Genomic DNA, 14900 nt, shown 5'->3' with positions numbered 1-14900 from the left:
CGGTGGCCCGGATGGGCCCCGGTGGTTTGGGTAGAACCAGTGTGGATGACCCTTGCGGGGCCTTTATTCTACTGGTCAGAGCTTGGTGACCTGGTCGAAGCTGAGCTCGACCGGGGTCTCACGCTCGAACAGGGACACGAGCACGATGAGCTTGCCGCTCTCCGGCTTGATCTCGCTGATCGAGCCGGGCAGGCCCGCAAACGAGCCTTCCTTGATCGTGATGGTCTCGCCGATTTCGTAGTCGACCTCGGCAGCGATGACGCGCTGTGCCGACTTTCCGGGAGCGCCGCCAGCCTTGGTCGGGGCTTCGACGATCTCAACGAGTCCCTTGAGCATGCCAAAGGCCTCTTCGAAACGCAGTGGCGTCGGGTTGTGGGCGTTGCCGACGAAGCCGGTCACGCCGGGGGTGTGGCGAACAACCGACCAGCTGTCTTCGTCGAGGTCCATGCGCACGAGCACGTAGCCGGGAATGCGCACGCGGGTGACCATCTTGCGCTGGCCGTTCTTGATCTCGACGACATCTTCCATGGGAACTTCGCACTGGTAGATGAAGTCTTCCATCGCCATCGACTGCTTGCGGTTCTCAATGTTCGACTTCACGCGCCGCTCGAAGCCGGCGTAGGAGTGAATGACATACCACTTGCCCGGCAGAAAGCGCAGTTCCTTGCGGAAGGTTTCATAGGGGTCGACCTCGACGTCGGCATCCGCTTCAGCAGCAGCGGTCTCGTCGGTACCGAGCTCGTCTTCATCTTCAACGGCTTCGACGGAGGCGTCGGCCTCTTCGGCCGAATCGATGTCGAGGGCATCATCGACAACAGCGTCAGCTTCGGGATCGGAGGACTCGGCGAGGGCGTCGAGTGCGGCGTCGAGGTTGACCTCAACATCGTCGTTCTCGTCGATGACGTGCAGGGCGGCCTGCTCGGCGGCCTCTACGGAGTCTTCGGCGGCGGCGAGGGTGTTGCCTTCCTGCGCCTCGTCTTCCTCGGAGGACTGCTCGGCGGCAGTGGCCCAGTCGACATCGTCGTGCTTCGTCTCAGTCACTAAATCTCAATCCCTAATTTGTCTACGTGTGCAAGTTGTCTGGGCGTGCTTCCATGCCGGTGATGCAGGCGTTCCGCCAAAGCGGATGCCGGTACTGCGCTCTAACCTGGCGTTCCGAACACATAAAGGACGGCGAGGCCGAAGACCCAGTCGAATGCCGACACGATGGCCATCATGATGATCACGAACACGAGCACGACGCCGGTATAGCTCAGCAGCTCTTTACGAGTCGGGGTGACGACCTTGCGCAGTTCGGCAAAAACCTGCTTGATAAACAGGGACAACCGAGCGAAAGGACCGCGATTGGATTCGCGGGCCATTCGTGCGTTCGCGACGACTTCCTCACTAGGTTCGTCGACAACTTTTCGGGCCACCTGTCACACCTCTCATGATCGGCAGACTTCTACCGATGTGCAGGGCGGACAGGACTCGAACCTGCAACCTGCGGTTTTGGAGACCGCTGCTCTACCAATTGAGCCACCACCCTATGGAAGCAAACCCACCATGCCGATACCACTTTCAACCAAGAGAGAACACTGATAAAAAGGCGCAAAAAAACATCGCAGATTTAACTACCGTGAACAAGTCTAGGTCACGTACCGGCCACTGTAAAGCTGAGACGAGTCAGCCCTCTGAATGAGCCCCGTACCTCTCTGCCTGACTGACACAAGCAGAGTGGCACAAGCAGAGTGGCACAAGCAGAGTGGCACAAGCAGAGTGGCACAGAACGCTCTAGCGCATACCTCCGAGATGCGTGGGTCTTCATCGATTGGTCGCGTGCCAACCGCTCTGCCAGGTCGGGCTTTCCCCGCTTGCACGCCCGAGCCAGCTCCCACGATCAGCGACCGTCGAGACGGCCGATCAGCTTGTGCATAGCGGTCATGGCGCCGCCGAGCACGGCCGGGATACCGCCGCCGGGGTGCACCGACGCGCCCACCTGCCACAGCCACGGGCGTGCCCAACTGGTGTACCCGGGGCGGTGGAACGGACCGCTCTGCCAGAGCGGGTTGGTGGCGCCGTACAGGGCTCCACCGGTCGAACCCCAGCCGCCGAAGTAGTGCGGGTCGAGCACGACGTGGTCCCGGAACAGCTCGCTGATCGGCCGGTCCAGGCCCACGACGGCGCTGATCCGGGCGACCTCACGCGCCACCCACGGGCTGTCGAGATCGTAGTGGCGGCCGTCGGCGGGCGCGGTCAGGAGCACCGCCACTGTGGCCCGGTCATTGGGATAGACCTCGTGCGGCCGGTAGTAGTTCAAGAAAGCCATCGTTTGTTCCGGCACAACCCCGCCAGCGAGGCTGCGGTGCAGGGCCGCCGGGTCGTCGGGCAGCACGACGGAGTGCGTGGCCGTGCCCTCCGGCAGCAACGTTTCGAGGGCCGCATAGATGGCCACCCCCGAGCAGGAGCGCGCCCGCGGCCGTGCCGGCGACGCGCCGCGCAGTCCATCGAGCACAGCGCTGTCAAGCCCGCTCACGATCACGTCGGCCAGGTACGTCGCCGACGGCGTGGTCACGAGCCCCTTCGACACGGATGTGACGGGCTCGCCCGTCTTCACATCCGCGCCGGCGTGCAGCGCCAACCGGTGCAACGCGAGCGGCAACTCGTTCACGCCGCCGCCCGGAACCCACACGCCGTCCCTGGCCATAATGGCCGGCATGCTCGCGTACAGGGCGAGGGTATGCCGGGGAGAGACCCCCGCGTTGAGGGTGTGGATGGCGATGACCTCACGCAGGCCGTCCGGCATCCAGCTCAGGCCGTCTAGAAAGCTGCGCGTGGTCAGGCGGGTGCCGTAGAGGCGAAACACGTTGCGTACGGCCGGCAGCGACGCCGGGTCGGCCGGGTCGGCGGTGAGCATGCTCGTGAGTTGGGGACCGAGGCCGCCGTGTTCCCGCTCGAAACGGATCCAGGCCGCGTGCCAGGGATGCCCGGCCGGCACCGGCAGGGTGGTTTCCTCTCCCCGGTAGAAGTACCGGCCCACTTCGGGCAGTCTCTGCAGCGTCACCCCAGCCACCGCGGCGGCCTCAGGGGGAGCTTGCCTGCGGGCACCGAGTGCGTCGTAGCGGGCCAGCAGTTCCTCCCAGACCCGGGGAAAAGTGACCAGCGCCGGCCCGGTGTCCACGCGCTGTCCGTCGATCTCGAGGCGCCTGCTCTTGCCGCCGATCCAGTCGGAGCCTTCCAGCACGGTCACCGAATGGCCGGCGCGAGCCAGCAGCGCGGCGGCAGTGAGCCCGCCGATACCCGCGCCGAGCACGACGATGCGCTGCGGGGTCGTGTTCGTGCGCGTTCGGGTCATGGATAGGCTCCTAGTAAAATAGCTGCCACAATTTGGGCCCCGGCAACGGAACCTGCAACATAGGGGAACACGATCGAGTATCGGTACAGGCGGCGGGCCGTCGCCGGCGTGGGGCTGCGTCCCAGCGACACCACCAGCCAGCCAGCGATGAGCGCATTCACCAAGGCGACCGGCCAGCTGATCAGCGCGAAAGCCACGGTGGACAGAACCCACCACACGCCGCTCCAAACCGTGGCGCCGCGCGCGCCGAGATGAACGGCGGTGGTCTGGATTCCGGCGGCGCGGTCCTCGTCGATGTCCTGCACAGCGTCGTAGGTGTGCTTGGCCACACTCCACGCCATCAGCCCGACAGCCGCCGCCCAGACCGGCGACTCGCCGAGGGCGAGGGGTACGAAGACCAGCGGGAAGGCGTAGGCGGCGTTACTGAGCGAGTCGAGGTAGCGCCGGGCCTTGAAGCGCAGCGGGGGTGCCGAGTAGAAGATGAAGATCACCGTGTACGCGGCGATCCAGGCGAGCGCCACCGGCGGCAGCGTGAGCAGAAAATACGCGACGAACGGTGCGTTGGTCAGCACAACCCCAAGCACGATACCGCGGGTTTCCGAGCCGAGGATGCGGGCCCCCTCGAGGCCGCCCTTGCGGGCGTTCTGGGCGTCCGTTTCCTGGTCGAAGATATCGTTCACGCCGTAGATCAGTAGGTTGAACGGCAGGGTCGCCCAAAGCATCAAGGGAATGACGTCCCAGCGCCACAAATCCCCGATCAGCCACATGCCGATGACGGTGGTTCCGATGGTGTTGACCCAGAGCACCGGGCGGGAGATATGAACCAGGCGGGTGAACACCCTCTCACTCTATCCCTGCGAAAGACCCGTTTTTCGCGGGTGTCGCGTCGCTCAGCCGGGGGCGACCGAATCTACGCCAGACGGGCTGACACGAGCGCCGGCTCAGCCTGGGGCGCCCCTAGCCCGAGCGCTGGTCGGGTAGCTAAGCTCAACGTGTGGCTCACGAACTCAAGCGAATTTCTACTCGGATCGGCTCTATTGCTGAATCGGCAACCCTCAAGGTTGACGGCAAGGCCAAGGCGCTGCAGGCAGCGGGGCGGGCGGTGATCAGCTTCGCGGCGGGGGAACCCGACTTTCAGACGCCCGAGCACATTGTGGAGGCGGCGCTGGCCGCCGTGCGTGATCCGAAGAACTATCGGTACACCCCGGCAGCTGGTCTGCCCGAGCTGCGCGAGGCCATCGCGGCCAAGACGCTGCGCGACAGCGGGCTCGCGATCTCGCCGAGCCAGGTCGTCGTCACCAACGGTGGCAAGCAGGCCGTCTACCAGGCCTTCGCGACCCTGCTCGATCCCGGCGACGAGGTCATCGTGCCGACCCCGTATTGGACCACCTACCCCGAGGCGATCCGTCTCGCCGGCGGCGTGCAGGTCGATGTCTTCGCCGGCAGCGACCAGGGTTACCTCGTGACCGTCGAGCAGCTTGAAGCTGCACGCACCCCGCGCAGCAAGGTGCTGCTATTCGTCTCACCGTCCAACCCCACCGGCGCCGTCTACTCGCCGGAACAGACTCGGGCGATCGGCCAGTGGGCCGAAGACAATGGCCTCTGGGTCATCTCCGACGAGATTTACCAGAACCTCACCTATGACGGCGTTCGCGCGGTGTCTATCGTCGAAGTCGTGCCCGCGCTCGCCGACCGCACCATCCTGGTGAACGGCGTTGCGAAGACATATGCCATGACCGGCTGGCGTCTCGGCTGGATGGTCGGCCCCGGCGACGCCATCAAGGCGGCAGCAAACCTGCAGTCGCATCTCTCGTCCAACGTGTCGAATATCTCGCAACGCGCCGGAATCGCCGCGCTGAACGGCCCGCAGGATGCCGCTGAGGCCATGCGGGTGGCTTTCGACCGCCGCCGCAGGCTGATCGTTGCGGAGTTGAACAAGATCCCCGGCGTCGTGACACCGACTCCACAGGGTGCCTTCTACGTCTATCCCGATGTGACGGGTCTACTCGGCCGTGAGTGGGGCGGGGCCACCCCGACAACCTCTCTCGAACTGGCCGACCTGATGCTCGACCAGGCCGAAGTGGCCGCCGTTCCCGGCGAGGCCTTCGGCCCGAGCGGGTTCCTGCGCCTGTCGTACGCCCTCGGCGACGACGCCCTGCTTGAGGGCGTAAAGCGCCTCCAGCGCCTGTTCGCCTAGCCGCCTTTCGCTGAGAGTCTCCGTTCTACCCGGAGTCCCCGTTCACATGGCGACTCTGAGTAGAAAAGGGGCAAGTCGGCTTGAGTCGGGTTGCGGAGCATCCATCGACCGGTGGATGCATAAATCAGCCGGCTGCCCGGTGGTGCGGGCGGCCCCGCGGTGGGATTCTGGTGACATGACATTCTTAGACCCGGTGGTGCAGGTGCGCGACCTGCGCAAGTCCTATGGGACCCTGGCGGCCGTCAACGGTGTGAGCTTCTCCATCGCGGCCGGTGAGACCTTCGTCCTGCTCGGCCCGAACGGGGCAGGTAAGAGCACCACGATTGAGATTCTTGAGGGATATCGCGATCGCAGTTCGGGCGAGGTGAGCGTGCTCGGCGTCGACCCGCGACACGGCGGTCTCGATTGGAAGGCGCGACTCGGCATGGTGTTGCAGACCAGCGGCGAGCAGGGCAATGTGACGGTGACCGAACAGCTCACGCACTTCGCGGGTTTCTATCCGAACCCCCGCAATGTCGACGAGGTCATCGACGCCGCCGGGCTGCGCGAGAAGGCCAAGACCCGCATCAGCAAGCTCTCCGGTGGGCAGCGACGCCGAGTGGATGTCGCGCTCGGCATCATCGGGCGGCCCGAGCTGCTCTTTCTCGACGAACCGACCACCGGCTTCGACCCGGAGGCCCGGCATCAGTTCTGGAACCTCATCCGCGGGCTGAAAGCCGAGGGCACGACCATTCTGCTTACGACGCACTACCTCGACGAGGCCGCGCAACTTGGCGATCGGGCCGGGGTCATCGCTGGCGGCCGACTCATCGACATCGGCGCGATCGATGAGATCGGCGGCACCGAGGCGCGCGTTCCGCTCGTGCGCTGGCGGGATGCCGTCGGCCTGGTTCACGAGCGCCGCACGAGCGAGCCGGGTGCGGTGGTGGCCGAGCTCATCGCGCAGACCGGCGGAGAGCCGGTCGACCTTGAGGTCATCCGGCCGAGCCTCGAAGATGTCTACCTGGGCCTGGTGCGTGGTGACAAACTGCCGACGCAGCCGAAAGCCCCAAGCTCGGTTTCGAACGGAACGGGAGATATTCTCACATGAGCATATTCTTCAGCGGGGCCAGCCGGGTCGGGTACGAGACCCGGATCTACTTTCGTTCCCCCGACACCGTGTTTTTCACGTTCTTGTTTCCCTTCATCATGCTCGGCATCTTCACGGCCGCCTTCAGCGTGGGTGGCAACCTGGGCACGAATCCCGACGGCACCGGTGGCGTGAGCGTCGGTGCCTACTACCTGCCCGGAATGCTCGCCGCCGGCATGCTGCTGTCGGGCGTGCAGAACCTGGCGGTGGACATCGCCGGCGAGAAGAGCGACGGCACCCTTAAACGTCTCGGCGGCACCCCGTTATCACCGTTCAGCTACTTCATGGGCAAGATCGGGCAAGTCTTCGTGACCGCCATACTGCAGGCCGGACTGCTGCTGCTCGTCGCTCGATTCGCGCTCGGCATCGACCTGCCCACGTCCGGTGAGAAGTGGTTGCTGTTCGCCTGGGTGTTTCTGCTCGGCGTCATCACCTCGGCTTTTCTGGGCATCGCGCTTTCTGCCGTGCCCCGATCGGGCAAGAGCGCGACCGCCGTTGTGGCCCCGATCGTGCTCGTGCTGCAGTTCATCTCGGGGGTCTACCTGCAGTTCAGCACCCTGCCGGACTGGATGCAGAACCTGGCCGGCCTGTTTCCGCTCAAGTGGATGGCGCAGGGCATGCGCAGCGTTTTTCTGCCCGATAGTTTTGCTGCCGCCGAGCAGAACGGCGTCTGGAATCTCGCTTGGGTTGCCGGGGCGCTCGCTCTCTGGCTCGTCGTCGGGCTCATACTCAGCCGCGTGACGTTCCGCTGGATCCGCAGAGACAGCTGACCTAGAGCAGTTTGCGTTCGAGGGCCCAGGCGGTCAGTTCGTGTCGGCTCGAGAGCTGCAGTTTGCGCAACACGTTCGACACGTGTGTCTCCACGGTTTTCGTTGCAATGAACAGGGTCGTTGCGACCTCTTTATAGCTGTAGCCGCGGGCGATCAGTCGCATCACCTCGGTCTCACGGGCCGAGAGCCGGTCGAGTTCCTCATCGGTTTGGGCGGTCTCACCGGCCACGGCGCCGAACGCGTCGAGCACGAATCCGGCCAGCCGGGGTGAGAACACCGCGTCACCGCCAGCCACCCGGCGGGCAGCATCAGAGACCTCGGCCCCCGACGCGCTCTTGGTGATGTACCCGCGGGCACCGGCTCGAATGACGCTGACCACGTCATCCGCTGCATCAGAAACGCTGAGTGCGAGAAAGAGGGTGTGCGGGGCGTGCGTCGCTGCCTCGCGAATGACCTCGGCGCCGCCGCCGCCGCGGCCTCCGGGTAGGTGAACATCGAGAAGCACGACGCGCGGCTGCAGCCGGGTCACGAGGTCAATCGCCTCGTCGACGGTCGCCGCTTCGCCGAGCACCGAGAGGCTGGCGTCGAGCTCGGCGCGCAGGCCGGAGCGAAAGATCGAGTGGTCGTCGACGATGAGGACCGCGAGCGGCTCGGGCGTCGGTTCCGCGCTGGGGGTCATGGCAGGGACGTTTCTTGGGGATGGGGGTCTCCAAGCGGTGCTGGAGACTCGTTCGGAATCGGTGGAAGGGTGAGCAGGATCTCGGTGCCGGTGCCGCCGGGCCCCGAGCGCACAACCGCCGTGCCGCCAGCCCGGCGCATCCGCCCGATGATGGATTCACGAACACCGAGTCGATCCTCGGGCACGGTATCGCGGGCGAAACCCGGGCCGCGGTCGGTCACACTGAGTTCGAGGCCGCGCCGACCGATTTCGAGGTAGACCGAGACCGGGCCGCCGGCATGACGGGCGGCGTTGAGCATCGCTTCGCGGGCTGCCGCAACGAGGGGTCTGGGGGCCTCGCCCGGCAGAACGCCGGCGCTGACGACCTCGAAGTGCACCGTGAAGTCCGCTTCGATTGCGCTTGCGATGCGGCGCAGTTCGGTGGCGAGGTCGGTCGTACCACCGCTTGAACCGGTGAACAGCCACTCGCGTAGCTCGCGTTCCTGCGCGCGGGCGAGGCGAGCGGCCTCGCTGTGCGGGCCGGCCTTCTGCTGAATGAGGGCGAGGGTCTGTAACACCGAATCGTGCAGGTGCGCGGCGATCTCGGCCCGTTCGGCCTCACGCTCCCGAGCGGCCCGCTCGTCGGCGAGGTCGCTCCAGAGTCGCAGCACCCACGGTGCGATGACGACGATGACGGCGAGCAGAACGGATGCGGCGGCCAGAATGACAGTCCACACGTTCGGGCTGTCCCCGGTCACGAAAAACAGCAGAATGCCCACCGCCACCAACACGAGCGCGCCAAGCGTGCGCACCGCCAGGGCAGAGGATTGCTGGGCGGCGCCGCTGCGCACGTCGGCAAACTGCCGCCAGGCCAGCGCGGTGCCGGCGAGCACGACGATCCCGGGCACGACGACGGCGAGCGGAATGTTGGCCCCGAGACGGCTGGCCACCAGGGCGATGCCAGCCGCAAGCAGGGCGAGTCCGAGCAGGATCTCGGTGACCGGCGCGGCGCGGGCGAGCTGGGCATCCGCTGCCGGGGCGCGCAAAGCGAGGTCGGGTATACCGGGCGCGTCCGGCTTCATCCGGGCGCTGCCGGACGAAACGTCGGTGGCGCGACTGGCGGCGGGAGAAACCGCGCGGGCCAGACTGGATTTGGGGAGCGGTTCCGCCGCCGTCGGCGCGACGGTACTCGGTGTCGTTGCCCACAACCAGGCGTAGAGCAGCACGCCGGCGCCTCCGCACAGCGACAGCAGCATGGTGGCCACGCGCACGGTTGTCACCGGCAGGCCGGTGTGGTCGGCGAACCCGGCGCAGACTCCGCCGAGCAGGCGAAGCCGGGGCCGGGTTATCCGTTCGGTTCTCACTCGTTCATCAAAGCACGCCGGGGGTACGCCCGGTCGCGTGCGGCGAGAGTTCAGGGTTCAGTCAGGGTCATCCCCCATGGCTGCTGGTCGGCCGCGCTGCCAGACTCGAAGCATGAACGACACCCCCCTCCCACCGCATCCCGGTAGCACCCAGCCTGGCAGCACCCTGCCTGGCACGACCTACTCGGACACCGAGCCGAAGCCCGACCAGATCACCCGATTCTTCGACTGGATCCGGGCTTCCGGTCTGAACCGCGATGGCGACCGCTGGTTTGCTGGCGTCTGCGGAGGCATCGCAGCTCGCACCGGGCTCGACCCGCTGATCGTGCGCGGCATTGCGGTCGTCCTTGCCATTCTCGGCGGCCCCGTAATCTTCGCCTACGCCGTGGGCTGGGCGCTCCTGCCGCGCGGCGCCGGTCGCATCTACGTCGAGGATGCCCTGCGTGGTCGATTTCAACCGGCCATGATCGCCATCGGCGCTCTGCTTTTCTTCACGATCGTGCCGATCTTTCAAGACGGCTGGTGGCGCGGCCCCGTCGTGGGCCTGCCCAACTGGCTAAGCACACTGTTTGGGATCGGCTGGAGCCTGGCCCTCCTGGCTGGCATCGGCTGGCTGGTCGTCTATCTGGTTCGGCGCCGGAGCGGCAACCGCACCGGGGCAGCCGGCGCGAACGGGTCAGCCCGCTCGACCGGCTCACCGTCGGGCCGCTCCGGCTCGTACCCCATGCCCGGCTATGGTTCGACGCCACCGCGCACCGCTGTGGGCCCCGCGTCGGCCTTCGTGCCCGAAGAACGTGCTCCCGCCACGAACACGGCATCAGCAACCGAATCCCGGGCCGAGTCACCGGCGGCCGGCGCCGAGACTCCGAGTGGCAGTGGCACCCACTACCCCAGCCCCTACAGCGCAGCAACGTATGTCTCGGGCCGAGAAAAGCCGGCGGACCAGAACAATATCTGGCAGGAACAGCACCTCGCACGCCAGGCTGCGCGGCGCGCTCTCGTGCGCGCTCGCCGCCCCGGTACGGGATTCACCTCCATCGTGCTCGGTCTGGCGCTCGCAACCGGCGCCGTGGCGGCCATGGTCAATTCCCGTGGTGTCTGGTCGAACGAAGTCGTTCTGCTCGGCCTCGCCTTCGCCCTTGGCGTTCTCGCGGTCGGCATCGTCATCGCCGGAATTCGCGGCCGCACCGACGGCGCCATGGGAGGCTTCGCCCTTCTCGCCGCCGTCGTCATCGCGGCCGTGGCTGTGTTCCCCCCCGGCACCCAATTCTCCGCCTTTGGCACGAATGTCTGGGCGCTCAGCGCGAACACCGCGGATGCCACCGAGACGCCCGGTTACGCCATGATCGCCGGCCAGACGATCCTTGACCTGCGTGACTTCGACAACCCGGGCCTTCGCAACGACCGCACGATTGATGTCTGGCTCGGAGCCGGCGAAACCAAGCTGATTTTGCCAGCGGATGCCCCGGTGCGCGTCGAAACGCACGCCGTGGTTGGTGGGGTGGACTACTCGGGACGCAGCAGCTCGAGCGAGAACGGCGAGCGAAACGGCCTATTCACCGCCGACAGGCGCACCTTCAACGCAGGCAGCGTCAACTCCACGAGGGATGAGAACGGGCCCGTGCTGCGCATCTGGACGCTGGCCGGCCTCGTCACCCTCACCGATTCGAACGACTAGGACACCCCATGACCACTCCCGACCCGCGCGAGACAGCCACGAACGACACCTCGAACGTCGCAGACCAGGCCGCTGACGCTGCCAACGCCACTGCAGCGACCGAGAAGCTCGCCTTCCCCTTCGAGGGGACCCCGGCGAAAGGGACCCCGGACATCGTGACCCCCAGTCCCGCATACCCCTTGCCCGCACAGCCCGACGACGGGTTGCGCGGGGCCCAGCCCGCGGCATCCGCTGCCCGACTGCACCCACGGTTCAGCACGATTCTCTGGGGGGTGCTGTTGCTGGCCTTCGCCACCTGCGTGGTCGTGTTCAGTCTCGTGCCGATCCGGCCGGACCCCACGCTGTGGCTGCTCGGAGGGGTCATCGCGGTCGGTCTCGGCCTCGTCGTGGCCGGCATCGCGGCCGCCGCTCGCCGCTCCGACTAGCCCGGCGCACCGAGTTACAGCGTGAGCCCCACGAGCACCGGCTCGGCCTGTAGATTCACACCGAACTCGGCCCGCACCCGGCCGAGCACATAACGGGCGAGTTCGGCCACCTCGGCCGCGGTCGCCCCGCCCGTGTTCGTCAACGCGAGGGTGTGTTTACTCGACACGGCCGCCTTCGATCCCGGCAGGCGAAAACCCCGACGGACACCGGCGTGTTCGATGAGCCAGGCGGCACTGAGCTTGACCAGGCGCACGGGTTCCTCACCGGGAATCGGACCGACGCCCATATATTCCTCAAGTGGAATTACTCGATCGGCCGGCTCGGGCTCCAGCGGCCAGCGCGGCGCATCCGTTGGCAGCGAGCGCGCAAACCCCTCGGTGACGATCGGGTTGGTGAAGAACGATCCGGCACTGAAGGTGTCGGGGTCGCTCGGGTCAAGCACCATGCCCTTGCCGGCCCGCAGGCCGAGAACGGTCGCGCGCACGATCTGCAGCGGCACCCGGTCGCCCAGCTGAACACCGAGCGCTCCGGCGAGTTGGGAATACTTCAACGGTTGGCCGAGAGTGCTTCCCAAAACGGATGCCTCGGCCGCGGTGTCATGCAACTCCAGCTCGATCGCCAGCACGACGCCACGCAGCCCTTGCTTGAGCGCCGAGGTTCGGTAGCCGAGGTCGAGGTCGGCGCGCTCAAGCCGTTCGACCTCACCGGTTTCGTAGGAGAGAAAGTCGACCGCGACGAGGCTGTCAGAGAGTTCCTGGCCGTAGGCGCCAATGTTCTGCACGGGGGCAGCGCCGCACGATCCGGGAATGCCTGACAGCGCCTCGATTCCGGCCCACCCGCGATCCACGGCGTAGGCGACGAGATCGTCCCAGGGTTCGCCTGCCTGTACGCGCAGGCGTACCCGGGCGCCGCGGTGCTCGGTGCCCGATTCGGGGCCGGCAGCGACGGGATCGTCGTCTGCGGGATCGTCGGCGGCGGCATCCGCTTTGCTGCCATCTGCGAGCACCTCGATGCCGCGGGTCACCACGTGGATGACGATGCCGTCGAAACCTGCGTCGGCTACGACGGTGTTGGATCCACCGCCGAGCAGCAGCCAGTTCTCGTCCATACCCCAGACCGAGAGGGTCTCGTTGATGAGGTTCTGCTCGGTGACCGGCGCCACCCGGGCGGCTGGTGGCCCACCGAGACGAAAGGTGGTGAGGGTGCTCAGGGCAACGGGTTCAATCATGTTTCAACCGCCTCAGGCCAGGTTGACGCGCGCCTGCGCCTTGCCGAGAACGGTCGCGCCGTTGAAGTTCACAACGAGGTCGATGCGCGCCACATTAGCTTCGAAATCGAGGGCGCCGACCTTGGCGACCACGTTGACAAGGGCACCTTCCGTGGCGTCGACGAAGACCGGGCGGGTGAACCGCACCTGATAGTCGACCACCCGGGCCGGGTCGCCGGCCCAGTCAACGACGGGCTGCACGGCCAGGCCCATGGTGAGCATTCCGTGGGCGAGTACGCCCGAAAGTCCCACCGACTGCGCGACGTCATCGCGGTAGTGAATGGGGTTGAAATCACCGGATGCCCCGGCGTAGTGCACGAGTGAATCGCGCGTCACTCGGAAACTCGCCTCGGCGACGACACTGCCGACCGTGAGATCAGTCAAAACGTGGGTCATTCGTCTCCCCTGACGACGAGGGTGGAGATGGCGGTCACGACGTGGGCGCCGGTCGCGTCGACGATCGTGGACTCGGCGGTCACCATCGAGTGGCCACCGAGGGTCTTGATGCTCGTCACCGCGAGGGTAGCCGTGAGTTCGTCGCCGGCGACGATTGGGCGCAGATAGCAAAAGCGCTGGTCGCCGTGCACGACACGGGTGAAGTCGATGCCGCCATCCGGTTCGGCCAGAAGCTGGGCCAGGGTGGCCTCCTGCACGACCACGGCAAACGTGGGCGGGGCGACGACGTCGGCGTGGCCAGCCGCGCGGGCCGCTTCGGGATCGTGGTTGATCGGGTTGGTCGCGAACACGGCGCGGGAGAATTCGCGCACCTTTTCACGTCCGACAAGGTACGGTGCGACCGACGGAAAGACCCGTCCCTGCAACTCTGGGTTCACTGACACCCATTGAGTCTACTCAGAGAGCTCCCGGTGGCGGGTCAGAACCACACCAGAACAAGGCGCACACTATAAAGCGTGAAATGTGTATCCGTGCGCCTCGGTGACCCCGAGGTGGCCCCTCTCCTGCTTGACCTGCACCGTGAATACGAAACCCGATACGGCGACGGCGATTCCGTGCACGACGTCGACGGGGCCGAGTTCGATCCGCCCAGCGGCGGCTTTCTCGTGCTCGTCGACGGTGACACGACGGTCGCCGGTGGCGGCCTGCGCCAGTTCAACGCCACCACCGCCGAGGTCAAGCGCATGTGGACCAACCCCGATTACCGCCGCCAGGGCCACGCCCGCACGATTCTGCAAGAGCTGGAATCCCTCGCCCGCACCCTCGGCTACGAGCGGATGCGACTCGAAACCGGCTACGCCCAGCCCGAGGCCCTCGCCCTCTACCGCAGCCTCGGCTTCACCGACATCGGCAACTACGGCATCTACGAGCACGCCTCCGGCTTCGAACTCACCCTCACCTGACCGAGCCCCGCCGCTCAACGGACGCGGGCCCGGCTCGCCCACTCTGTCGTTCCGTCTACGGCGCCGCATTACTCTCACGAGATCGTCGCTCCGGAACGGATTCGATGGCCCGCGTCGCGCCGGGGAGGTAGCGTTAGAGGGCTATGCAAAACAAATTGATCCCGCACCCCGAACTTCCGATCGACCTGCCGACCGACGAGCGCATTCGCGCCGCCGTTGCGCACTACGGCGAGAGTGTTGTCATCGATAACGCCGTCGCGCTGTTGCGCGCCAAGAATGCCGGAAAAGACTTTCTGCTGTACGCGGGCGGCCGCCACGCCCTCGGCATCCTCGAGGGTGCCCCCGCGCTGTACTGGCCCGAGCTGTGGGGCGCCCGCGCACTGCTGCATGTCTGGGGCGAATCGGCCGCTCCATACATCGTCGTCGGGCTGAACAACCAGGCCTGGCGGGTACGCGAGATGTGCGCCAAGGTCGTGCTGCTGCGCGGGCTGCAGGTCGTGCCCAAGCTCGTGCGCCTCACCACCGATGAGAACCCCCGTGTGCGCTCCGCTGCCCTGCACGCCCTCGCCGACCAAGGCACCGCCGACAACATCGCGACGATCGAGGTGCGCCTGCGCGACGCCGACAAGGAGGTGCGCCGCGCCGCCCAGCAGGCCCGCGACGCGATCCGCGGCCGCCTCAAGCTGACGAAACCGGCCACCGAGCCTGAAGCCTGAACC

At 66.5% G+C, this 14900-nt stretch carries 16 protein-coding genes and 1 tRNA gene; 7 read left to right on the top strand and 10 right to left on the bottom strand.

Features of this window, described 5'->3' with window-relative positions; genetic code table 11:
- Positions 1 to 75: 75 nt before the first annotated feature.
- From nusG to LH475_RS01110, 5 genes are all read right to left on the bottom strand, one after another.
- Positions 76 to 1041, bottom strand: a complete 966-nt coding sequence (gene nusG, locus LH475_RS01130; protein WP_196844218.1) for a transcription termination/antitermination protein NusG — start codon at positions 1039 to 1041, stop codon at positions 76 to 78.
- 101 nt (positions 1042 to 1142) lie between these two features.
- Positions 1143 to 1415, bottom strand: coding sequence for a preprotein translocase subunit SecE (gene secE / locus LH475_RS01125; RefSeq protein ID WP_196844219.1), 273 nt, complete (start codon positions 1413 to 1415; stop codon positions 1143 to 1145).
- Positions 1416 to 1455: 40 nt separating this feature from the next.
- Positions 1456 to 1528: transfer RNA gene (locus LH475_RS01120), tRNA-Trp, on the bottom strand.
- A gap of 351 nt (positions 1529 to 1879) precedes the next feature.
- The gene (locus tag LH475_RS01115; protein WP_196844220.1) at positions 1880 to 3334 is read right to left on the bottom strand and encodes an NAD(P)/FAD-dependent oxidoreductase; all 1455 of its coding nucleotides are present in this window, start codon (positions 3332 to 3334) and stop codon (positions 1880 to 1882) included.
- Positions 3331 to 4173: a UbiA family prenyltransferase gene (locus LH475_RS01110; RefSeq protein ID WP_196844221.1), complete on the bottom strand. Its 843-nt coding sequence runs from the start codon at positions 4171 to 4173 to the stop codon at positions 3331 to 3333. Before LH475_RS01110 ends, LH475_RS01115 begins: the two co-directional genes overlap by 4 nt.
- 155 nt (positions 4174 to 4328) lie before the next feature.
- On the opposite strand from LH475_RS01110, the gene LH475_RS01105 reads away from it, so the two are divergent.
- The 3 genes from LH475_RS01105 to LH475_RS01095 all read left to right on the top strand — a co-directional run bounded on the left by LH475_RS01105 (position 4329) and on the right by LH475_RS01095 (position 7430).
- The gene (locus LH475_RS01105; protein ID WP_196844222.1) at positions 4329 to 5531 is read left to right on the top strand and encodes a pyridoxal phosphate-dependent aminotransferase; all 1203 of its coding nucleotides are present in this window, start codon (positions 4329 to 4331) and stop codon (positions 5529 to 5531) included.
- Positions 5532 to 5706: 175 nt separating this feature from the next.
- A complete protein-coding gene (locus tag LH475_RS01100) occupies positions 5707 to 6621 on the top strand; it encodes an ABC transporter ATP-binding protein (protein ID WP_196844223.1) in 915 nt (304 codons plus the stop codon).
- Positions 6618 to 7430: an ABC transporter permease gene (locus LH475_RS01095; protein WP_196844224.1), complete on the top strand. Its 813-nt coding sequence runs from the start codon at positions 6618 to 6620 to the stop codon at positions 7428 to 7430. Before LH475_RS01100 ends, LH475_RS01095 begins: the two co-directional genes overlap by 4 nt.
- Before the next feature lies 1 nt (position 7431).
- Here the strand turns inward: LH475_RS01095 and LH475_RS01090 are convergent, their stop codons facing one another.
- Both LH475_RS01090 and LH475_RS01085 read right to left on the bottom strand, forming a co-directional pair.
- A complete protein-coding gene (locus LH475_RS01090; protein WP_196844225.1) occupies positions 7432 to 8109 on the bottom strand; it encodes a response regulator transcription factor in 678 nt (225 codons plus the stop codon).
- Complete coding sequence (locus LH475_RS01085) at positions 8106 to 9452, bottom strand: PspC domain-containing protein (protein WP_196844226.1); 1347 nt, start codon at positions 9450 to 9452, stop codon at positions 8106 to 8108. Before LH475_RS01085 ends, LH475_RS01090 begins: the two co-directional genes overlap by 4 nt.
- Positions 9453 to 9564: 112 nt before the next feature.
- Between LH475_RS01085 and LH475_RS01080 the strand changes: the two genes are divergently transcribed.
- Complete coding sequence (locus tag LH475_RS01080; RefSeq protein ID WP_196844227.1) at positions 9565 to 11130, top strand: PspC domain-containing protein; 1566 nt, start codon at positions 9565 to 9567, stop codon at positions 11128 to 11130.
- An 8-nt stretch (positions 11131 to 11138) separates the two neighbouring features.
- Positions 11139 to 11555 (top strand): hypothetical protein, encoded by a 417-nt coding sequence (locus LH475_RS01075; RefSeq protein WP_196844228.1) that lies wholly within the window; start codon positions 11139 to 11141, stop codon positions 11553 to 11555.
- Positions 11556 to 11569: 14 nt separating this feature from the next.
- Here LH475_RS01075 and LH475_RS01070 read toward each other — a convergent pair whose 3' ends face one another.
- The 3 genes from LH475_RS01070 to LH475_RS01060 are packed head-to-tail and all read right to left on the bottom strand — an operon-like array spanning position 11570 to position 13662.
- Positions 11570 to 12784, bottom strand: coding sequence for a UDP-N-acetylmuramate dehydrogenase (locus LH475_RS01070; protein ID WP_196844229.1), 1215 nt, complete (start codon positions 12782 to 12784; stop codon positions 11570 to 11572).
- A gap of 12 nt (positions 12785 to 12796) precedes the next feature.
- Positions 12797 to 13219, bottom strand: a complete 423-nt coding sequence (locus LH475_RS01065) for a MaoC family dehydratase (RefSeq protein WP_196844230.1) — start codon at positions 13217 to 13219, stop codon at positions 12797 to 12799.
- Positions 13216 to 13662 carry a MaoC family dehydratase N-terminal domain-containing protein gene (locus tag LH475_RS01060; RefSeq protein ID WP_196844231.1) on the bottom strand — a complete coding sequence of 149 codons (447 nt, stop codon included), beginning with the start codon at positions 13660 to 13662 and terminating at the stop codon, positions 13216 to 13218. Before LH475_RS01060 ends, LH475_RS01065 begins: the two co-directional genes overlap by 4 nt.
- Before the next feature lie 72 nt (positions 13663 to 13734).
- Between LH475_RS01060 and LH475_RS01055 the strand changes: the two genes are divergently transcribed.
- The gene (locus LH475_RS01055) at positions 13735 to 14181 is read left to right on the top strand and encodes a GNAT family N-acetyltransferase (RefSeq protein ID WP_196844232.1); all 447 of its coding nucleotides are present in this window, start codon (positions 13735 to 13737) and stop codon (positions 14179 to 14181) included.
- A gap of 143 nt (positions 14182 to 14324) precedes the next feature.
- Positions 14325 to 14897, top strand: coding sequence for a HEAT repeat domain-containing protein (locus LH475_RS01050; RefSeq protein WP_196844233.1), 573 nt, complete (start codon positions 14325 to 14327; stop codon positions 14895 to 14897).
- Positions 14898 to 14900: the final 3 nt, after the last annotated feature.

The organism is Cryobacterium sp. (assembly GCF_026786305.1).
Taxonomy (GTDB): domain Bacteria; phylum Actinomycetota; class Actinomycetes; order Actinomycetales; family Microbacteriaceae; genus Cryobacterium.
The sequence above is the reverse complement of the archived record's forward strand: the minus strand, read 5'-3'. Positions and strand labels throughout refer to the sequence as shown.

Coding starts and splice junctions, on each gene's coding strand:
- LH475_RS01070 (WP_196844229.1), bottom strand. CDS start 12,784: ATGATTGAACCCGTTGCCCTGAGCACCCTCACCACCTTTCGTCTCGGT.
- LH475_RS01065 (WP_196844230.1), bottom strand. CDS start 13,219: ATGACCCACGTTTTGACTGATCTCACGGTCGGCAGTGTCGTCGCCGAG.
- LH475_RS01100 (WP_196844223.1), top strand. CDS start 5,707: ATGACATTCTTAGACCCGGTGGTGCAGGTGCGCGACCTGCGCAAGTCC.
- LH475_RS01075 (WP_196844228.1), top strand. CDS start 11,139: ATGACCACTCCCGACCCGCGCGAGACAGCCACGAACGACACCTCGAAC.
- LH475_RS01050 (WP_196844233.1), top strand. CDS start 14,325: ATGCAAAACAAATTGATCCCGCACCCCGAACTTCCGATCGACCTGCCG.
- LH475_RS01115 (WP_196844220.1), bottom strand. CDS start 3,334: ATGACCCGAACGCGCACGAACACGACCCCGCAGCGCATCGTCGTGCTC.
- LH475_RS01080 (WP_196844227.1), top strand. CDS start 9,565: ATGAACGACACCCCCCTCCCACCGCATCCCGGTAGCACCCAGCCTGGC.
- LH475_RS01090 (WP_196844225.1), bottom strand. CDS start 8,109: ATGACCCCCAGCGCGGAACCGACGCCCGAGCCGCTCGCGGTCCTCATC.
- LH475_RS01095 (WP_196844224.1), top strand. CDS start 6,618: ATGAGCATATTCTTCAGCGGGGCCAGCCGGGTCGGGTACGAGACCCGG.